At 60.1% G+C, this 16835-nt stretch carries 16 protein-coding genes and 1 tRNA gene; 6 read left to right on the top strand and 11 right to left on the bottom strand.

Annotation, left to right across the window (positions count from 1 at the left end; all coding sequences use genetic code 11):
- Window positions 1-16: 16 nt before the first annotated feature.
- Both Q4G20_RS11020 and Q4G20_RS11015 read right to left on the bottom strand, forming a co-directional pair.
- Window positions 17-841: an ABC transporter ATP-binding protein gene (locus Q4G20_RS11020; RefSeq protein ID WP_303343496.1), complete on the bottom strand. Its 825-nt coding sequence runs from the start codon at window positions 839-841 to the stop codon at window positions 17-19.
- A 51-nt stretch (window positions 842-892) separates the two neighbouring features.
- The gene (locus Q4G20_RS11015; RefSeq protein ID WP_303343495.1) at window positions 893-2869 is read right to left on the bottom strand and encodes an AMP-binding protein; all 1977 of its coding nucleotides are present in this window, start codon (window positions 2867-2869) and stop codon (window positions 893-895) included.
- A 164-nt stretch (window positions 2870-3033) separates the two neighbouring features.
- On the opposite strand from Q4G20_RS11015, the gene Q4G20_RS11010 reads away from it, so the two are divergent.
- Window positions 3034-4923: a PAS-domain containing protein gene (locus Q4G20_RS11010; protein WP_303343494.1), complete on the top strand. Its 1890-nt coding sequence runs from the start codon at window positions 3034-3036 to the stop codon at window positions 4921-4923.
- Window positions 4920-5621, top strand: a complete 702-nt coding sequence (locus Q4G20_RS11005; RefSeq protein WP_303343493.1) for a response regulator transcription factor — start codon at window positions 4920-4922, stop codon at window positions 5619-5621. The genes Q4G20_RS11010 and Q4G20_RS11005 overlap by 4 nt, the downstream gene beginning before the upstream one ends.
- Window positions 5622-5799: 178 nt before the next feature.
- On the opposite strand, the gene Q4G20_RS11000 is transcribed toward Q4G20_RS11005, so the two are convergent.
- Complete coding sequence (locus Q4G20_RS11000; RefSeq protein ID WP_303343512.1) at window positions 5800-7242, bottom strand: aldehyde dehydrogenase family protein; 1443 nt, start codon at window positions 7240-7242, stop codon at window positions 5800-5802.
- Window positions 7243-7377: 135 nt separating this feature from the next.
- On the opposite strand from Q4G20_RS11000, the gene Q4G20_RS10995 reads away from it, so the two are divergent.
- A complete protein-coding gene (locus Q4G20_RS10995; protein ID WP_303343492.1) occupies window positions 7378-8034 on the top strand; it encodes a peroxiredoxin in 657 nt (218 codons plus the stop codon).
- A gap of 16 nt (window positions 8035-8050) precedes the next feature.
- Here the strand turns inward: Q4G20_RS10995 and Q4G20_RS10990 are convergent, their stop codons facing one another.
- The 8 genes from Q4G20_RS10990 to Q4G20_RS10955 all read right to left on the bottom strand — a co-directional run bounded on the left by Q4G20_RS10990 (window position 8051) and on the right by Q4G20_RS10955 (window position 14654).
- On the bottom strand, window positions 8051-8998 hold the full coding sequence (locus Q4G20_RS10990; protein ID WP_303343491.1) for a glycosyltransferase family 8 protein: 948 nt from the start codon (window positions 8996-8998) through the stop codon (window positions 8051-8053).
- A complete protein-coding gene (locus tag Q4G20_RS10985; protein WP_303343490.1) occupies window positions 8967-10058 on the bottom strand; it encodes a hypothetical protein in 1092 nt (363 codons plus the stop codon). Before Q4G20_RS10985 ends, Q4G20_RS10990 begins: the two co-directional genes overlap by 32 nt.
- Before the next feature lie 59 nt (window positions 10059-10117).
- Complete coding sequence (pnp, locus tag Q4G20_RS10980; RefSeq protein WP_303343489.1) at window positions 10118-12256, bottom strand: polyribonucleotide nucleotidyltransferase; 2139 nt, start codon at window positions 12254-12256, stop codon at window positions 10118-10120.
- 249 nt (window positions 12257-12505) lie between these two features.
- Window positions 12506-12775, bottom strand: a complete 270-nt coding sequence (rpsO, locus tag Q4G20_RS10975; RefSeq protein WP_303343488.1) for a 30S ribosomal protein S15 — start codon at window positions 12773-12775, stop codon at window positions 12506-12508.
- A 124-nt stretch (window positions 12776-12899) separates the two neighbouring features.
- Window positions 12900-13724, bottom strand: coding sequence for a calcium-binding protein (locus tag Q4G20_RS10970; protein ID WP_303343487.1), 825 nt, complete (start codon window positions 13722-13724; stop codon window positions 12900-12902).
- 78 nt (window positions 13725-13802) lie between these two features.
- Window positions 13803-14297, bottom strand: a complete 495-nt coding sequence (locus Q4G20_RS10965; RefSeq protein ID WP_303343511.1) for a DUF1643 domain-containing protein — start codon at window positions 14295-14297, stop codon at window positions 13803-13805.
- A 74-nt stretch (window positions 14298-14371) separates the two neighbouring features.
- Window positions 14372-14497 (bottom strand): type B 50S ribosomal protein L36, encoded by a 126-nt coding sequence (gene ykgO, locus Q4G20_RS10960; RefSeq protein WP_042245282.1) that lies wholly within the window; start codon window positions 14495-14497, stop codon window positions 14372-14374.
- Window positions 14498-14579: 82 nt separating this feature from the next.
- Window positions 14580-14654: transfer RNA gene (locus tag Q4G20_RS10955), tRNA-Val, on the bottom strand.
- A gap of 125 nt (window positions 14655-14779) precedes the next feature.
- Here Q4G20_RS10955 and Q4G20_RS10950 point away from each other — a divergent pair.
- From Q4G20_RS10950 to Q4G20_RS10940, 3 genes are read left to right on the top strand one after another with little or no spacing between them, the layout of a single operon-like run.
- On the top strand, window positions 14780-15652 hold the full coding sequence (locus Q4G20_RS10950; protein ID WP_303343484.1) for an N-formylglutamate amidohydrolase: 873 nt from the start codon (window positions 14780-14782) through the stop codon (window positions 15650-15652).
- Window positions 15653-15664: 12 nt separating this feature from the next.
- Window positions 15665-16555 carry an SPFH domain-containing protein gene (locus Q4G20_RS10945; RefSeq protein WP_303343483.1) on the top strand — a complete coding sequence of 297 codons (891 nt, stop codon included), beginning with the start codon at window positions 15665-15667 and terminating at the stop codon, window positions 16553-16555.
- A complete protein-coding gene (locus tag Q4G20_RS10940) occupies window positions 16552-16812 on the top strand; it encodes a hypothetical protein (protein ID WP_303343482.1) in 261 nt (86 codons plus the stop codon). Before Q4G20_RS10945 ends, Q4G20_RS10940 begins: the two co-directional genes overlap by 4 nt.
- Window positions 16813-16835: the final 23 nt, after the last annotated feature.

Raw genomic sequence — 16835 nt, 5'->3', positions numbered from 1 at the left:
GGAAATTGTTGTGTTATCAGTCATGTGACACCCCCAGATAGGCGTCGATCACCTCTTGGTTGTTGCGCACCTCGTCGGGGGTGCCGTCACCGATTTTCTTGCCGTAATCCATCACGACCACGCGGTCGGACAGGTCCATGACCACGCCCATATCGTGTTCGATCAGAACAATCGTGGTGCCGAATTCATCGTTCACGTCCAGAATGAACCGGGACATGTCTTCTTTTTCTTCGACATTCATGCCGGCCATGGGTTCGTCCAGCATCAGCAATTTGGGTTCCGCAGCCAGTGCGCGCGCCAGTTCGACCCGCTTTTTCAGGCCATAGGGCAGACGCCCGACCGGCGTTTTGCGGATGTTCTGGATTTCCAGAAAGTCGATGATCTTTTCGACCTGTTCGCGGTTTTCGTTTTCTTCGCGTTCCGCCGCACCCCACCACAGGGCCTGAGACAGAAAGCCCGAATTCATCTTATTCAGCCGCCCGGTCATGATGTTGTCCAGAACCGACATGCCGTCGAACAGGGCGATGTTCTGGAACGTGCGGGCCAGACCCAGACGCGCCACCTCATAGGGGCGCATGGGGCCGCGGCGGTATCCTTTGAACCAAACCTCGCCTTCTTGCGGGACATAGAATCCCGACATGACGTTCATCATCGACGATTTCCCGGCGCCGTTCGGGCCGATAATCGCGCGGATTTCGCCGTCGCGGATGTCAAACGAAATGTCCTTGATGGCCACCACACCGCCAAATCGCAGGGTGATGTTTTTCATCTCCATCAGGACGCCGCCGATCTGGCGACCGTCTGCGGTGACGTAACCTTCGGCTGCGGGATCATAGGCCATGCCGCCCCCCTTTTTGCTGTGAACGGCTGCCCGTTTCGTATGTGTTTGCGTTCATTCGGCGGCCACCCCTTTGCGGGCGGCGTCGCCGAACACCTGCGCATCTTCGATCTGCAAGGTCGCCTTGATGCTGCCTTTGCGACCGTCTTCATAGGTCACTTCGGTTTCGGTATAGACGCTGCGCGACCCGTCATAGAGCGCGGCCACAAGATCAGCGAATTTGTCGTTGATGACCGCGCGGCGCACCTTGCGCGTGCGGGTCATTTCGCCATCATCGGGATCCAGTTCCTTGTGCAGCACCAGAAAGCGGTGAATCTGACAGCCCGACAGCATTTTGTCCTGGGCGACGGATTTGTTCACCTCTTCGACATGCTGTTTGATCGTCTGATAGACCTGCGGATGCCCCGCCAGTTCCTGATAGGACGCATAGGCGATGTTGTTGCGTTCGGCCCAGTTGCCAACCGCGGTCAGGTCGATATTGATGAACGCGGTGCAATAATCGCGCCCATTGCCCAGCACGACGGCCTCAAGAATGTTGGGATAAAACTTCAGTTTGTTTTCAACATATTTGGGCGCGAACATGCTGCCATCGGCCATCTTGCCCACGTCTTTGGCGCGGTCGATGATGCGCAGATGGCCGGTGCCTTCTTCGAAAAAGCCCGCATCGCCGGTGGCGACCCAGCCTTCGGGGTCTTTGGTCGATGCGGTGCTTTCGGGGTTTTTGTAATATTCAACAAAGGCGCCGGGGCTGCGATAGAACACTTCGCCATTGTCGCCGATGCGCACCTCGACGCCGGGGCTGGGGACGCCCACCGTGTCCGACCGCACCTGACCATCGGGCTGCTGGGTGACGAACACGCCTGCCTCGGTCTGGCCATAAAGCTGTTTCAGGTTGATGCCCAAGGACCGGTAGAAATCGAAAATCTCGGGGCCGATCGCCTCGCCCGCGGTGTAACCCACGCGCACCCGCGACAGGCCCAGCGTGTTTTTCAGCGGGCCAAAGATGAAAAACTTGCCCAGATTATAGGCGAATTTGTCGCCCGCGCTGACGGGTTTTCCGTCCAGCATATTCGGACCCACCCGGCGCGCCACATCCATATAGCGTTTGAACAGCCAGCGTTTGAACGGGCCGGCATCCTCCATGCGGATCATGACGCTGGTCAACTGACCTTCGAACACGCGCGGCGGGGCAAAGAAATAGGTCGGCCCGATTTCGCGCATATCGGTCATCATCGTATGCGCGCCTTCGGGGCAGTTCACGGTAAAGCCCGACCACATCGCCTGACCCAGCGAAAAGATGAAATCCCCCACCCATGCCATCGGCAGATAGGCGACGACCTCTTCGCGGTGATCCAGATTGTCAAAGGCCGACGAATTTTTCGCCGTTTCAATGATGTTGCGGTTCGACAGAACCACGCCTTTGGGTTTGCCGGTGGTGCCGGATGTATACAGCATCACACAGGTGCTGTCATAGGTCAGCGCCGCGATGCGCGCATCCAGTTCCGCACCCAGACGGGTGGCGGCGGCGCGGCCTTCGGCCTGCACATCGGCCAAGGCGTTCATGCGGGTATGGTCGTATTTCCGCATCCCGCGTTTGTCGGTGTAGATGATCTGATCAATGCCCGATACGGTCTGTTCAACCTCCAGCACCTTATCGACCTGTTCCTGATCGCCGCAGATCACGAAACGCGCGCCGCAATGGTCCAGAACATAGGCCATTTCTTCGGCCACGGCGTCCTGATACAGCGGCACCGGCACCGCGCCGCACATCTGCGCCGCAATCATGCCCCAGTAATGCGCCGGACGGTTGCGCCCGATGATCGCCACATGATCGCCCGGACGCAGACCCAGAACCAACATCCCCAAGGCAAGCGCGCGGATTTCATCCGCCGCCTGCGCCCAGGTCCAGCTTTGCCAGATGCCGAATTCCTTTTCGCGATAGGCGGGCCTGTTCCCGAAACGGGCCACATTCCGCGCCAGCAGCGCGGGTATAGATTGCCATTCGCCCGCAGGCGGCTGCTGATGTGTCATGTGTCCTCCCTCGTCGGCCAAATGCCGGTTGCGGATGGCCCCCCTGCCATCTGCATCGCCTGACCTTCACGGCTAATCATTACCGCAATTTTGCCCGAATCTAACGAATTGTTACGGGCTTTCGGTTTTTTTCGCCCGGTGCTAAGCCGGTATCGGGGGAAAACATGCAGCACACAGCACGGAATACCGCTGAATTACAGGCGGATATGACGCAATCGGGGCTGAACCTGATTGCGCAGGCGCTGTCGATTTTTGACGCCGATCTGCGGCTGGCGGTGTCGAATCGGCAATTTCAGACGATGTTCGACCTGCCCGATGATCTGACCCGCCCCGGCACGGATTTCGCCGACATCATCGCCTTTCTGGTCGCGCGCGGCGAATATGGCCCGCAGGATGACCCGGACGCGGCGATCACGGCGCGCGTGGAACAGGCCCGCGCCTTTCAGCCGCATTACATCGAACGCGAACGCCCCAATGGCCGCTGGGTCGGGGTCGAGGGCGCGCCTCTGTCTCAGGGCGGCTGGATCACGGTTTACACCGACATCACCGATGTGAAGCACCAAGAAACCCTGCTGCGCGCCCATTCGGCGGAATTGTCGCAACAGGTGCTGGATCACGCCGAACGCCTGTCCGCCGCCAACCGCGCACTGGCCGCCACAAACGCGGCATTGCATGAGGCGCAGCGCATCCTGACCCAAACGCAGGCGCGCACCCGGCAGGTGATTGAAATGATCCCCGCCCATATTGCGCATATGGCGCCCGATCTGCGCTATACTTTTTCCAACCGGCGGCTGGCATCCGTGTTTCCGGGCGCGTCCGATGATGTGGTCGGGCTGACCATGGAACAGGCGCATGACCCGGCCACGCATGGCGCGCTGTTGCCGTTCATGCAGCGCGCCCAAGCGGGCGAACCGCAACTGTTCGAGGTCACGCATCCCGCATCCGGGCGGCGCATCCGCATTTCCCTGACGCCCGCGCAGGATGACGGCGGCGGCGTCTATATCCTGTCCACCGACATCACCGATGAAGTTCAGACCCGCGAAGCCCTGGCCCACGCATCGCGCCGCAATCTGGCCGCGCAACTGACGTCTGGCGTGGCGCATGATTTCGGCAATCTGCTGACCATCATTCTGGGGCTTCAGGCGCGGCTGGCGGCGGGCGATCTGCCCCCGGATGCGGCGGGCGATGTGCAGGCGACTCTGGCCGCCGCGCGCCGGGGGGCGGCGCTGCTGAACCGGCTGTCGCAGATCAGCGGCGGGCGCGATCTGGCGCCTGAACCCACCGACCTGCCCGCGTTGCTGGCGGAAATCGCCACGCTGGCGCGGCCGTCGCTGGCCGACGGGGTGGTGCTGGATGTGCGGGCTGACCTGCCGGGTGAACCGCTGCTCTTGGATCCCGGCGCGCTGCATGATTCGGTGCTGAACCTGATCCTGAACGCCAATGCCGCTATGGCTGGCCCCGGAACGATCACCCTGTCCGCGCGCCAAAGCGGGCAATGGCTGGTGCTGTCCGTGACCGATACCGGCCCCGGATTTTCGCCCGACGCCCTGACCCGCGGGACCGAGCCGTTCTTTACCACGAAAGGCGGTCAGGGGTCGGGGCTGGGCCTGTCGATGGTCTATGACCAGACCAAACGCGCGGGCGGCACGATGCGGCTGGACAACACCGCCACCGGCGCGCAGGTCACGCTGCGCCTGCCATGGCGTCCGGTGCTGCGGCAAATGGTGCTGCTGGCCGAAGACGACGACACCCTGCGCGCACAGATCCGCGATCAACTGACCAGCCTCGGCCACGCCGTGATCGAGGCCGCCACCCTGTCCGAAGCCCGCGCCATCACCGACCTGCCCGGCCTGACGCTGATCCTGTCCGATATTCAGCTGGGCGACGGGCTGGGGCTGGACCTGACCGGCGGCGCGCTGCCGGCGGTGCTGATGACCTCGCTGCCGCCGGGGCATCCCTTGCGCGCGGGCGCGGATTGCCCGGTGCTGACCAAACCCTTTACCACCGCCCGCCTTGCCGCCACGCTGGCCGAGGCCGTTAAGGATACGCCATGACCGACGCGCCCCTGATTGCGATTCTGGACGACGAACCCGAAATCCGCCGCCTGCTGTCGGCGGTGCTGGGGGATGCGGGCTTTCGCACCCAATCCTTTGCCCGCGCAACGGAATTCGAGGCCGCCCTGCGCCGCATCACCCCCGACGCCTGCCTGATTGATCTGGGCCTGCCCGACCGCGACGGGCTGGCACTGGTTCACCGTCTGGCGACGGAATCGGGCGCGGCGATCATCATCGTATCGGGCCGCTCACAGCTGCAGGACCGCATCACCGGGCTGGAGCTGGGCGCGGATGACTACATCATCAAACCCTTTGAGCCCGCCGAGGTGGTGGCCCGCATCCGCGCCCGCCTGCGCCGCCCCATGGCGGGCCAGACCCGCAGCGGTCAGATTGTCCGCTTTGCCGGATGGACGGCGGATTTCGACCGCTACACCCTGACCGCGCCCGACGGGGGCGAACACCCCCTCAGCCATGCCGAGGCCGAGGTGCTGCGCATGTTCACCGACAATCCCCGCCGCCTGATCACACGGGCGCAAATGCTGGAAACGCTGGGCGGGACGGCGGGCGACAGCTTTGACCGCGCCATGGATGTGCGCATATCCCGCCTGCGCACCAAACTGGGCGAAGACCCCAAAAACCCGCGCCTGATCAAAACGATCTACGGCGCGGGCTATATTTTCATGGCGGAATTGGGGTGAACCGAAACGTCGCGCCGGTGGACAGCGCCGGGGGATTTCACATCCCCCGGACCCCCTGTGGGATATTTTTACACAGAAGATAGAGAACGTCGCTTTTATCTTCTGTGCGGAAATATCCTGCGGGGGTCCGGGGGTGCAAAACCCCCGGCGGTCGCGGGACGCAAAGCGCGGCCTTAGGTCAGGCGTCGGTGTCCCAGCCGCTGATGGCTTTGGAATCCATGAACTCCTCAATCCCCCAAACGCCGCCTTCGCGTGCGCGTCCCGACATGCCGATGCCACCAAAGAACGCGCCTGCGCCGCGGGATTCGCCGTTCATTTCGACCATCCCCGACCGCAATTGCCGCGCCAGGCGGTTGCGGCGTTCGCCATCCTGCGATTGCACATAATTCGTCAGGCCGTAGCGCGTGTCATTGGCGATGCGCAGCGCCTCATCTTCGTCGTCAAAGGGCATGATCGACAGCACCGGGCCAAAGATTTCTTCGCGCATGATCGTCATATCCGGCGTTACATCGGCAAAGACCGTCGGGCGCACGAAATAGCCGCGATTGACGCCTTCGGGCAGGCCGGGACCACCGGCGACCAGACGTGCGCCTTCGTCGATGCCTTTCTGGATCAGATCCTGAATCTTATCCCATTGCGCCTTGCTGACCACAGGGCCGATATGTTTGCCCGGCTGATGCGCGGTCGCGACCGCGGTGTCATGGGCAACCTGCGCCGCCGTTTCCACCGCCGCATCATAGGCCGAGCGTTCGACCAGCATGCGCGTGGGCGCGTTGCAGGACTGGCCCGAATTGTTGAAACAATGCCGCGCGCCGCGTTTGACCGCGTTGTCATCGGCATCGGCAAAGATCAGATTTGCGCCCTTGCCGCCCAGCTCCAGGGCGACTTTTTTCAGGCTGTCGGCGGCAGCTTTGCTGATGGCGATGCCCGCGCGCGTGGACCCGGTAAAGGAAATCATTTCCACATCGTCATGCGTGGACAGCTGCGTTCCCACACCTTCGCCGTCGCCATTCACCAGATTGAACACCCCCGCCGGAGTCCCCGCATCATGCATGATTTCCGCAAACAGCATCGACGACAGAGGCGCGATTTCGGACGGTTTCAGCACGCAGGTATTGCCGCCCAGAATCGCCGGGATCACCTTGAGCGTGACCTGATTCATCGGCCAGTTCCACGGCGTGATCAGGCCGACCACCCCGATCGGTTCCCATGCAATCATCGTCGTGGGGGCGTGATCGCCCAGTGGGCGGATGAATTCGAAATCCCGGAACGCGGCGATGAAATTTTCGATATGTTCCGTCCCGGACGCCGCCTGTGCGTCCAGTGCCATATCCTGCGGCGCGCCCATTTCCAGACTGATGGCGCGTGCCATATCCGATGCACGATCCTTATAAACCGACAGAATTTTTTCGACCAAAGCCAGACGTTCGGCCTTGGACGTGGCCGACCATGCGGGCAGCGCCGCCTTGGCCGCCGCGACCGCGCGGTCGGTATCGGCCTGATCGCCCAGACTGATGACCGCCACGGCTTCCTCGGTCGAGGGGTCGACCACCTCCAGATCATTCGCCGATGCGGGCGCAACCCATTCGCCGTTGATATAGAATGTCCGTTTGTCCTGAATGTCGGTCATGGGATCCTCCGGGGTGTCATGTGTTGGGCGCAGGGTGGCACTGCACGGCTGGGTCCGCAAGCCCTCTGGCAATTGGGGCGGGCGTTCCTATGTTACAGGCAACGCACCCAACGGAAAGGATGTTCCATGTCGCTGCGCATCAATGACATTGCCCCCGATTTCACCGCCCCTTCGACCGAAGGCGAAATCCGTTTTCACGACTGGATCGGTGACAGCTATGCGATTTTGTTCAGCCATCCGCGCGATTTCACCCCCGTTTGCACGACCGAGTTCGGCGCGGTTGCGCAACTGGCCGCCGAATGGGAACGCCGCAACACCAAGGTGATCGGCGTGTCCGTGGACAGCGTGGACGACCATCAGAAATGGAAACGCGACATTTCCGCCTTTGCCGAAAGCCCGGCGAATTTCCCCATCATCGACGACACCGACCTGACGGTGTCGAAAGCCTTTGACATGCTGCCGGCCGAGTTCTACCTGCCCACCGATGGCCGCACCCCCGCCCATTCCGCGACGGTGCGCACGGTTTACATCATCGGTCCCGATAAAAAGGTGCGGCTGACGATGACCTATCCCATGTCGGTGGGGCGCAACTTTGCTGAAATTCTGCGCGCCTTGGATGCGGTGCAGAAAACCGACGGGGTGCCGCTGGCCACGCCTGCGAACTGGGTGCCGGGTCAGGATGTGATCGTGGCGCTGTCGCTGGATGATGCGGCGGCGACCGAACGGTTCGGCACGCTGGACATCAGATTGCCTTATCTGCGGTTCGCCAAGGATCCGGCGTAAGCTGGCGCCCGCCGGATCAGAACCGTGAAAATGGACTGAGCCGCTGATGCGGGGTGCGCGATACCAGATGCGCGCGCCCCGTTTTTCCCAGCAGCCGTTTGCGAAAATCCCGGAACGTGGTTTTTCGCAACGCAGGCGGCAGCTTTTTCACGGCACGCAGATAGTAATCCGGCACATCGCGCCGCTGCCAAGGCTTACCACGCGGCCCGGCATAGTGGATAATCGCGGGATTTTCGCGTTCGTGTTCCAGCTGATCGACGGAATAGACGCTTTTCAGAAATTTGAAATCCCGAGCCTGGGAAATATCGTCTGACTCATAGATATCTTCGAGGGTCACATATTTAAAAGGCAGGCTGGCGATCTGAGGCGTGGCGATGTTCAATAGGTCCAGATCGAAAAACGACAGCCGGTCACCAAACATGCGGATTGCGTCAAAATAGCGGCCAACAGCCGCGTTGCGCCTCATCAGGGCCAAGTCCATCAGCATGAAGCCGGAAAAATAGATGAACTCTTTTTCATTTTCCGGGAAATGTTTGTGCATGACAAAATCAGGCGAATTTCGCTCAGCAACAACGCCGCCCCATTCCGCGCCTTGCAGATCGGACTGGAAAAGGCCACCCATGTCGCATTTGAAAAAAACATCAACATCGGAATAAATCGCCCGGTCATATTCGCCCAAAATCTCCGAAATCAGCAGGCGGAAATAAACAACTTCGGTCCAGCTGCCGCGATTTTTGGGGGCGTCAGCAAAGCGATCCGCGGAAACGCGATGGAATGACATTTTATGGCGCGTGTCGCGCACCAAGGATTCAAGGGCATCGGTGCTGGACGGGGCCAGGTCAGCGTGCAGGATGTGAATGTCGTAAACTGTCTGATCGTCCGCTGCCTCGATCAGCGACAGAATGGACACCCCCGCGCCAAGCAATATGCGATCATCGAAACAGAAAACGATCGGAATATTCATTGATATATGTCCTAAGATTTTCCAACGATTCAGACCACAGCGCGTCTACCGCGCCTGTCAGGTTGGTTTGCATATGCGCATAGTCCGCTTGGCTCATTTCAATTGCCGTCAACATCGCGTCAAACAGCTGGTCATCACTGCCGTAGAATAAAGCGTTGTCGGAGTTAAGCGGCGTCCCCTCGGCAAACGATTTTTGCAGGATCATCGGTCGGTGGAAACCATAGGCCAGCTGAAACGCGCCCGATGTTCCGGTCGTCCGATAAAACGCATGGTCGGCATTGTTTTCTTGAAACGAGGTCAGGATAAAGTCAGACTGCTCTGCTTCTTGATACAAACGCGAAAAAGAAACCGGACCCAGCATGTTTATTGCCGTGGACAAATCCGCAGGAATCGGCTCACCCCCAAGCTTGCCGACGACACGAACAGCAAAATTGGTCAGGCCGCGACCGTGCAAACGCCGCACGGCATCGTAAATCATATTCTGGTTCCGGCGGGCGGAGCGCGCCGCGCCCACGACCAGAAACTGAGGCACTTGACCTTTCGGGTGATTTTGAACGCTGCCAAACCGATGCGGATTCACAACCACGGAATTCGCGTCGCAACCATTCACCTTTCTAAGGGTAATAATATGCGGATTCCATTGATTGCACGCAATCAACTTGGCCGCATCATGCTCAACAACGGCCAAACACCGCGAACGACCCGCAGGAAACAATCGGTCAAGATCATAATATCCATCTTGCCGCTTTGGCAGCTTGCCTGCCGTTGTTATCATAACACCAGCAGCCTGCGTAATATCAGGCGAAGAAAAAAGCTGACGGACGCGCCACCGAGGCAAATAAACGTGCTCTAGATTCGGATGCGTCAGGCGATCAAAAAGCCCCTGATCATTCGGTGATGGCGCACATATGACCACCACGCGATACCCCAGATGCAATAAATAGCTTGCAAAACCTGGCAAAATCTCACGATGACTTGCGGAACATGGTTCCCACAGCAGAAACGTATTGCCGTCAATATTCGGGTAACGCGCAAAGAAAGACCGAAAATGTTGAAACATTAAGGGGAACTTTCAGCAGGAGCGGTGATTATGCGCCCCTAAAAAGGGGCGCATATATATTATTCAGCGTCGTCTTTTTTCTCGACGATTTCTTCGCCGGTTTCCTGATCGACCATTTTCATGCCAAGGCGCACCTTGCCGCGGTCGTCAAAGCCCAGCAGTTTCACCTTCACCTCTTGGCCCTCTTTCAGCAATTCGTTGGGGTGGCCCAGACGTTTGTTCGCGATCTGGCTGACATGCACCAGCCCGTCGCGTTTGCCGAAAAAGTTCACGAAAGCGCCGAAATCGACCAGTTTCACGACCTTACCGGTGTAGATCTGACCCTCTTCGGGTTCAGCCACGATCGACCAGATCATGTCATAGGCTTTCTTGATCGAATCCCCGTTCGAGGATGCGATTTTGATCGTGCCATCATCGCTGATGTCCACCTTGGCGCCCGAAGTTTCCACGATTTCGCGGATGACCTTACCGCCCGAACCGATCACTTCGCGGATTTTGTCCGTCGGAATGGTCATGGTTTCGATGCGCGGGGCATGGGCGGAAAATTCGCGGCGGCCTTCGGTCAGGGCTTTGGACATTTCGCCCAGGATATGCATCCGGCCGTCTTTGGCCTGCGCCAAAGCCTGCTGCATGATTTCCGGGGTGATGCCCGCGACCTTGATGTCCATTTGCAGGCTGGTGATGCCGTTTTCGGTGCCAGCCACCTTAAAGTCCATGTCGCCCAGGTGATCTTCGTCGCCCAGAATGTCGGTCAGAACCGCGAAACGGCCGTCATCTTCCAGAATCAGACCCATGGCGACGCCAGCCACCGGCGCCTTCAGAGGAACGCCCGCATCCATCATCGACAAGCTGCCACCACAGACCGACGCCATGGACGACGACCCGTTCGATTCGGTGATTTCCGACACAACGCGGATGGTATAGGGGAAATCGGTCGGTGCGGGCAGAACCGCCTGCAAGGCGCGCCATGCCAGTTTGCCGTGACCAATTTCGCGGCGACCGGGCGAACCGACGCGCCCAACCTCACCCACGGAATAGGGGGGGAAGTTGTAATGCAGCAGGAAATTACTGCGGAAATTGCCGTGCAGCGCGTCGATGATCTGTTCATCGTCACCGGTGCCCAGCGTGGTGACGGCCAGTGCCTGCGTTTCGCCGCGGGTGAACAGCGCCGAACCATGGGTGCGCGGCAGGATGCCGACTTCGCTGTCGATGGCGCGGATGGTGGTGTTGTCGCGCCCGTCAATCCGCGCGCCGCCCGAAATGATGTCACCGCGCAGGATGCCCGATTCCAGCTTTTTCAGGGCCGAACCCAGATTGGCGTCGGCCAGTTCGTCGTCCGACAGACCGGCGATGATGGTCGCCTTGGCGGCGTCGATTGCGTCGCGGCGTTCGCCTTTGTCGCGCAGGGCATAGGCCGCGCGCATATCGGTTTCGCCCAGCGATTTCACGCGATCATACAGCGCGGAATAATCGGGCGATTTGAAATCAAAGGGTTCTTTCGCGGCGGCTTCAGCCAGATCAATGATCAGGTCGATGACCGGCTGCATCTGTTCGTGGCCAAATTTGACCGCGCCCAGCATTTCATCTTCGGTCAGTTCATAGGCTTCGGATTCGACCATCATCACGGCGTCTTTGGTGCCAGCAACGACCAGATCCAGACGCTGTTCCGGGTTCGACCGCAGATTGTCCATATCCGCGATTTCCGGGTTCAGGACATATTCACCATTGGCAAAGCCCACGCGCGCGGCGCCAATCGGCCCCATGAACGGCACGCCCGAAATGGTCAGCGCCGCCGATGCCGCGATCATCGCCACGATGTCGGGATCGTTCACCAGATCATGCGACAACACGGTGCACATCACCAGCACTTCGTTTTTGAAGCCGGCGGCAAACAGCGGGCGGCACGGGCGGTCGATCAGGCGCGCGGTCAGCGTCTCTTTTTCGGTCGGGCGCGCCTCGCGTTTAAAGAAACCGCCCGGCACTTTGCCGGCGGCATAGTATTTTTCCTGATAATGCACGGTCAGCGGGAAAAAGTCCTGCCCCGGCTTGGGTTCTTTGGCAAAGGTGACGTTCGCCATGACGCTGGTTTCGCCCAGCGTGGCAATGACGGTGCCGTCGGCCTGACGCGCAACCTTACCCGTTTCCAGTGTCAGCGTTTCCTGACCCCACTGGATTGATTTTTTCACTTCATCAAACATCTGAATTCCTCTGGACGCGCCAGCCCTCTGGCCGTCCGTTTCTGTGGCGGCCCCATTGCCGCCTTCCCCTATCCTTACGCATGTGGCCGGGGACCAGCCTCACGTCACAGATTTCAGCCACATACAGGAATTTACCCCTTTTGGAAAGTCAGTTCAGACACGGGTCTAAACCACAGACCTTACCAAAACATGAACCGAAAACGAAAAATGCCCGTCCAAGACGGGCATTTTCCAGAAAATCGGATCGAATCAGCGGCGCAGGCCCAGTTTCGCGATCAGAGCCGTGTAACGGGCTTCTTCTTTTTTCTTCAGGTAATCCAGCAGCTTGCGGCGCTGAGCAACCATCATCAACAGACCGCGGCGGCTGTGATTGTCTTTTTTGTGCGATTTGAAATGTTCGGTCAGCGTGGCGATGCGCGACGACAGGATCGCGACCTGAACCTCGGGCGAGCCGGTGTCGCCTTCTTTGGTGCCGAATTCTTTGATAACGCGGGCTTTTTCTTCAACGGTGATCGACATCGGATTCTCCTTTATATGGGTTTATGTGACGGCACAGGCCGGGATGTCGTCCAGCAAGGCCCAAATATCCACCCAAGGGCGGATGCGCGCGTATAGACAAAGCGCGCCGAAATGACAAGCAAAATCAGCGGATCGGGATAATCCTGACATCCGACAACTGCAAACCGCCATGCCCCAGCAACCGGCTGACCGGGTTCCCGTCCACCATCAGCAAAAACGTGTCGTCATCATCGCGGCGCAGGTCCAGAACCGCCGTTTCGGCCTGATCCTGCGGCAAATGGATGTGGATTTCATCCTCGGCCGCGTCGAAATCGGCAATGGTCGGGATGCCTTCGGGGACCGGGCGCAGGACAAAGACGTCATTTCCGGCATTGCCCGACACAAAATCATGCGCGCCGGGCATCAGGGTGTCGTCGCCTTCACCGCCATTCATCCAGACGGTTTCGGGGCCGTTATGCCCGATCAGAACGTCATTGCCCGCGCCGCCGTCCAGATCGTCGGACCCGGCAGTCGAGATCAGCACATCATCGCCATCATTGCCCGACAGCCAATCGTCGCCGTCGCCACCGAACAGAGTGTCATTGCCCTGCCCGCCCAGAATCGTGTCATTGCCCGCGCCGCCATAGATCAGGTCATCGCCGCCCTGCCCGGCCAGCAGATCATCGCCATCACCGCCATAAATCACGTCATTGCCGCCGGGGCCGTAATCCACGTCGCCCTGAATCCAGTCATCGCCCGAACCGCCGAAAATCGTATCGGCCCCCTGCCCACCGGCCAGTTCCTGATCGCCATCATCGCCATAGAGAACCTGCGGTTCGGGCAGGATCGGCGGCAAATCATCATCGGCGGGGGGCGGGGCGTCATCGTCACCGGCAGCCTGTTCGGGGGCAGAGAAATCCAATGCCAGCCCCGCCGCCAGCAATGTCAATAATCCACTCAGTAATAACATAGGCTTGTATCCTGCAACGCTCTTTACGTCTAATTACCGCAAGCCCGTGGATTTCCAAATCATTTTCTTAGCAAAGGGTTAACGCCACGGCTGCGGGGCCACCGCATAGCTGACATATAGCGGATGGCGTGGATGTCCGCCCTGCGTCAGCCCCAGATGCCACAGATCCGCGCCCAGCATTGCCTGCACCTGCGCCTCACGCCCCAGATAAGCGCCATGCACACCCCAACCGCACAAAATCTGGTCACCCCACAGCGCCGCATCCCGCAAGGCCGCGTCATTTTCCGCCCCAATCGGGTCCGCCGCGCGGCGCAAATCGCGCGGATCCGTCGCCCGCCACGCAAACAAATTGACGATCCGCATCGCCCCGAATCCCAGACGCACCGCGCGCCGCTGGCAGCGTTCAATCGTGGGGTCATTGCGCATCTCATCCGCGGTTGAGGGGTTCAGCATCACCCAAACCAGCCCCGACCCCGGCGCCCAGCGTCGCTCCAGCAGATAACGCCACCGGCCACAGTCCGAAAACCCGGCCCGCGACGCGATTCCATCGGCGTGGTGGTGGCGAAAGATCATGGTTTTACACAGCAAAAAGCCCGCCATCGGGCGGGCTTATCGTTTTCATGCGATCCGCAGATGCGGCCAACCGATCAGCCCTGACGAGCCTTGAAACGACGGTTGGTTTTGTTGATCACATAGATGCGGCCTTTGCGGCGCACCACTTGACAGTCGCGATGCCGGCTTTTCAGCGAGCGGAGCGAATTGCGAACCTTCATCGGTTTTCTCCATCCTCGCGGCTCGCAGCCGCATTGGAAAACGAAATGCCCCCGACGCCTTAGCCGGGGGCGGCGAATAAAATGGTGGGCGGTACTGGGATCGAACCAGTGGCCACTACGATGTCAACGTAGTGCTCTACCGCTGAGCTAACCGCCCGTCCGTTGGGTGATTCTGCCAAATCCGGCACAATCCCGTTCGGTTCGGGTGTCTATACAGATGTGGCATCGGGGTTTCAACCCCTATCCGACACAGAATCTTCACGTTAAGATTCACCCAACCCAATGGCGACCCGGATTGTGACGGATAACGACCTGCCCTTTACCTTAACACGGCCTGCGGAATGGACCAGCGGGGTGATTTTCGCATCCCCCCATTCGGGCCGTGATTATCCCGATTGGTTCCTGGAAAACACGGACTTATCCCTGCCCGTGCTGCGATCGTCCGAGGATGCCTTTGTCGATGATCTGATCGCCTGCGCGCCGGATTTTGGAGCGGTGACGCTGACCGCGCGGATGCCGCGCGCCGTGGTCGATCTGAATCGCGGCCCCGATGAGATGGACCCGAAAATCGTGCGTGGCGTGCCGCGTCAGCCGCTGAATCAGCGCACGATGGCGGGGTTAGGTGTCATTCCGCGCGTCGTGTCGCAGGGCCGCGCGATTCACCGGACCCCCATCGACCGCCCCGAGGCCACGCGCCGGATAAACGCCTATTGGCGGCCCTATCACGCCGCACTGGCCGCGCTGATGGCGCAGACGCGGGCGCGTTTTGGTCAGGCGGTGCTGATCGACATGCATTCCATGCCGCAGGACGCGCTGATCCATCTGACCGGAGCGCCGCCCGATATGGTGCTGGGCAACCGCCACGGCCTGTCGGCGGCGGCGCGCATCACCGACACCGTCTGTCAGGCCGTCGAATCGCAGGGCTGGACCATCCGGCGCAACTCGCCGTTTTCCGGCGCCTATATCGCGCAAAATTATGGCCGACCGGCGCAGAATATGCATGTTCTTCAACTGGAAATTAACCGTTCGCTGTATATGAACGAATCAGAGGTGACGCCGCGCCCGGATTTTGACCGATTCGCCGCGCGGCTGGCACGGGTGATTGAACGGCTGGCACGAATCGGCGGCGCTCAGGATGCCGTTGCCGCAGAATAAAGGGGTAACAGGATGGAAGATCAGATTTTTTCGCTGATCGGGGGCAATCTGGCCCTGATTATTCTGGCGATTGTGGTGTTTATGGCGGTCAGTTCCGCCGTGCGCATCGTGCCGCAATCGGAAAAGTTTGTCGTGGAACGGTTCGGGCGGCTGCGCGCGGTTCTGGGGCCGGGGATCAACTTTACCATGCCGTTTCTGGACCGCGTGGCGCATCGGATTTCGGTTCTGGAACGCCAGTTGCCGACCAATCGTCAAGACGCCATCACCGCCGATAACGTGCTGGTGCAGGTGGAAACCTCTGTGTTTTATCGCATCATCGAACCGGAAAAGACCGTTTACCGGATCCGCGATATTGACGCCGCAATTGCCACCACGGTGGCCGGGATCGTGCGGTCGGAAATCGGCACGATGGAACTGGACCAGGTGCAATCGAACCGCGCATCGCTGATCGACCGCATCCGCGAATCGCTGGCCAATGTCGTCGATGATTGGGGGATCGAGGTGACGCGCGCCGAAATTCTGGACGTGAATCTGGACGACGCCACCCGCGCCGCCATGCTGCAACAGCTGAACGCCGAACGCGCCCGCCGCGCCCAAGTGACCGAGGCCGAGGGCAAACGCCGCGCCGTGGAACTGGCCGCCGACGGTGATCTCTATGCCGCCGAACAAAGCGCCAAGGCCAAACGCATCATGGCCGAAGCCGAAGCTTTTGCCACCACCGCCATTGCCGAGGCGATCGCCAAAGGCGGGCTGGAAGCCGCGCAATACCAACTGGCCCTGCGTCAGGTCGAGGCATTAACCACCGTCGGCCAAGGCGACGGCAAACAAACCGTCATCCTGCCCGCAACCGCTCTTGAGGCGTTCGGCGATGCGTTCAAAATGATGCGGGGGCGCGCATCATGATGAATGGCTGGCTGTGGCTGATCCTTGCGCTGATTCTGGCGGGGCTGGAACTGGTGTTGCCGGGATGGGTGCTGATGGGGATTTCGGGCGCAATTGCGGTCATGGGCCTGTTGCTGCTGACCGGCATCTGGGGCGCGGGCCTGCCGCTGACCTTGGTGATCACCGCGCTGCTCTCGGCCGTTATCTGGTTCGCCCTGCGCCGCCTCTCTGGCCCGCGCGGGAATGTGCGGATATGGGATCGCGATATTAATGACTGACGCCCCCGTGGCGGGGTGGGGAT

Origin of the sequence: Paracoccus sp. (in: a-proteobacteria), assembly GCF_030538495.1 — a bacterium.
GTDB lineage: Bacteria > Pseudomonadota > Alphaproteobacteria > Rhodobacterales > Rhodobacteraceae > Paracoccus.
Note: the sequence above shows the minus strand (reverse complement) of the source record. Positions and strands in the feature narration are given on the sequence as shown.

What these genes read in the sequence shown, in the direction of transcription:
- Q4G20_RS11020 (WP_303343496.1), bottom strand. Translation starts at nt 841, where the DNA reads ATGGCCTATGATCCCGCAGCCGAAGGTTACGTCACCGCAGACGGTCGC.
- Q4G20_RS11015 (WP_303343495.1), bottom strand. Translation starts at nt 2,869, where the DNA reads ATGACACATCAGCAGCCGCCTGCGGGCGAATGGCAATCTATACCCGCG.
- Q4G20_RS11010 (WP_303343494.1), top strand. Translation starts at nt 3,034, where the DNA reads ATGCAGCACACAGCACGGAATACCGCTGAATTACAGGCGGATATGACG.
- Q4G20_RS11005 (WP_303343493.1), top strand. Translation starts at nt 4,920, where the DNA reads ATGACCGACGCGCCCCTGATTGCGATTCTGGACGACGAACCCGAAATC.
- Q4G20_RS10995 (WP_303343492.1), top strand. Translation starts at nt 7,378, where the DNA reads ATGTCGCTGCGCATCAATGACATTGCCCCCGATTTCACCGCCCCTTCG.
- Q4G20_RS10990 (WP_303343491.1), bottom strand. Translation starts at nt 8,998, where the DNA reads ATGAATATTCCGATCGTTTTCTGTTTCGATGATCGCATATTGCTTGGC.
- Q4G20_RS10985 (WP_303343490.1), bottom strand. Translation starts at nt 10,058, where the DNA reads ATGTTTCAACATTTTCGGTCTTTCTTTGCGCGTTACCCGAATATTGAC.
- pnp (WP_303343489.1), bottom strand. Translation starts at nt 12,256, where the DNA reads ATGTTTGATGAAGTGAAAAAATCAATCCAGTGGGGTCAGGAAACGCTG.
- rpsO (WP_303343488.1), bottom strand. Translation starts at nt 12,775, where the DNA reads ATGTCGATCACCGTTGAAGAAAAAGCCCGCGTTATCAAAGAATTCGGC.
- Q4G20_RS10970 (WP_303343487.1), bottom strand. Translation starts at nt 13,724, where the DNA reads ATGTTATTACTGAGTGGATTATTGACATTGCTGGCGGCGGGGCTGGCA.
- Q4G20_RS10965 (WP_303343511.1), bottom strand. Translation starts at nt 14,297, where the DNA reads ATGATCTTTCGCCACCACCACGCCGATGGAATCGCGTCGCGGGCCGGG.
- ykgO (WP_042245282.1), bottom strand. Translation starts at nt 14,497, where the DNA reads ATGAAGGTTCGCAATTCGCTCCGCTCGCTGAAAAGCCGGCATCGCGAC.
- Q4G20_RS10950 (WP_303343484.1), top strand. Translation starts at nt 14,780, where the DNA reads ATGGCGACCCGGATTGTGACGGATAACGACCTGCCCTTTACCTTAACA.
- Q4G20_RS10945 (WP_303343483.1), top strand. Translation starts at nt 15,665, where the DNA reads ATGGAAGATCAGATTTTTTCGCTGATCGGGGGCAATCTGGCCCTGATT.
- Q4G20_RS10940 (WP_303343482.1), top strand. Translation starts at nt 16,552, where the DNA reads ATGATGAATGGCTGGCTGTGGCTGATCCTTGCGCTGATTCTGGCGGGG.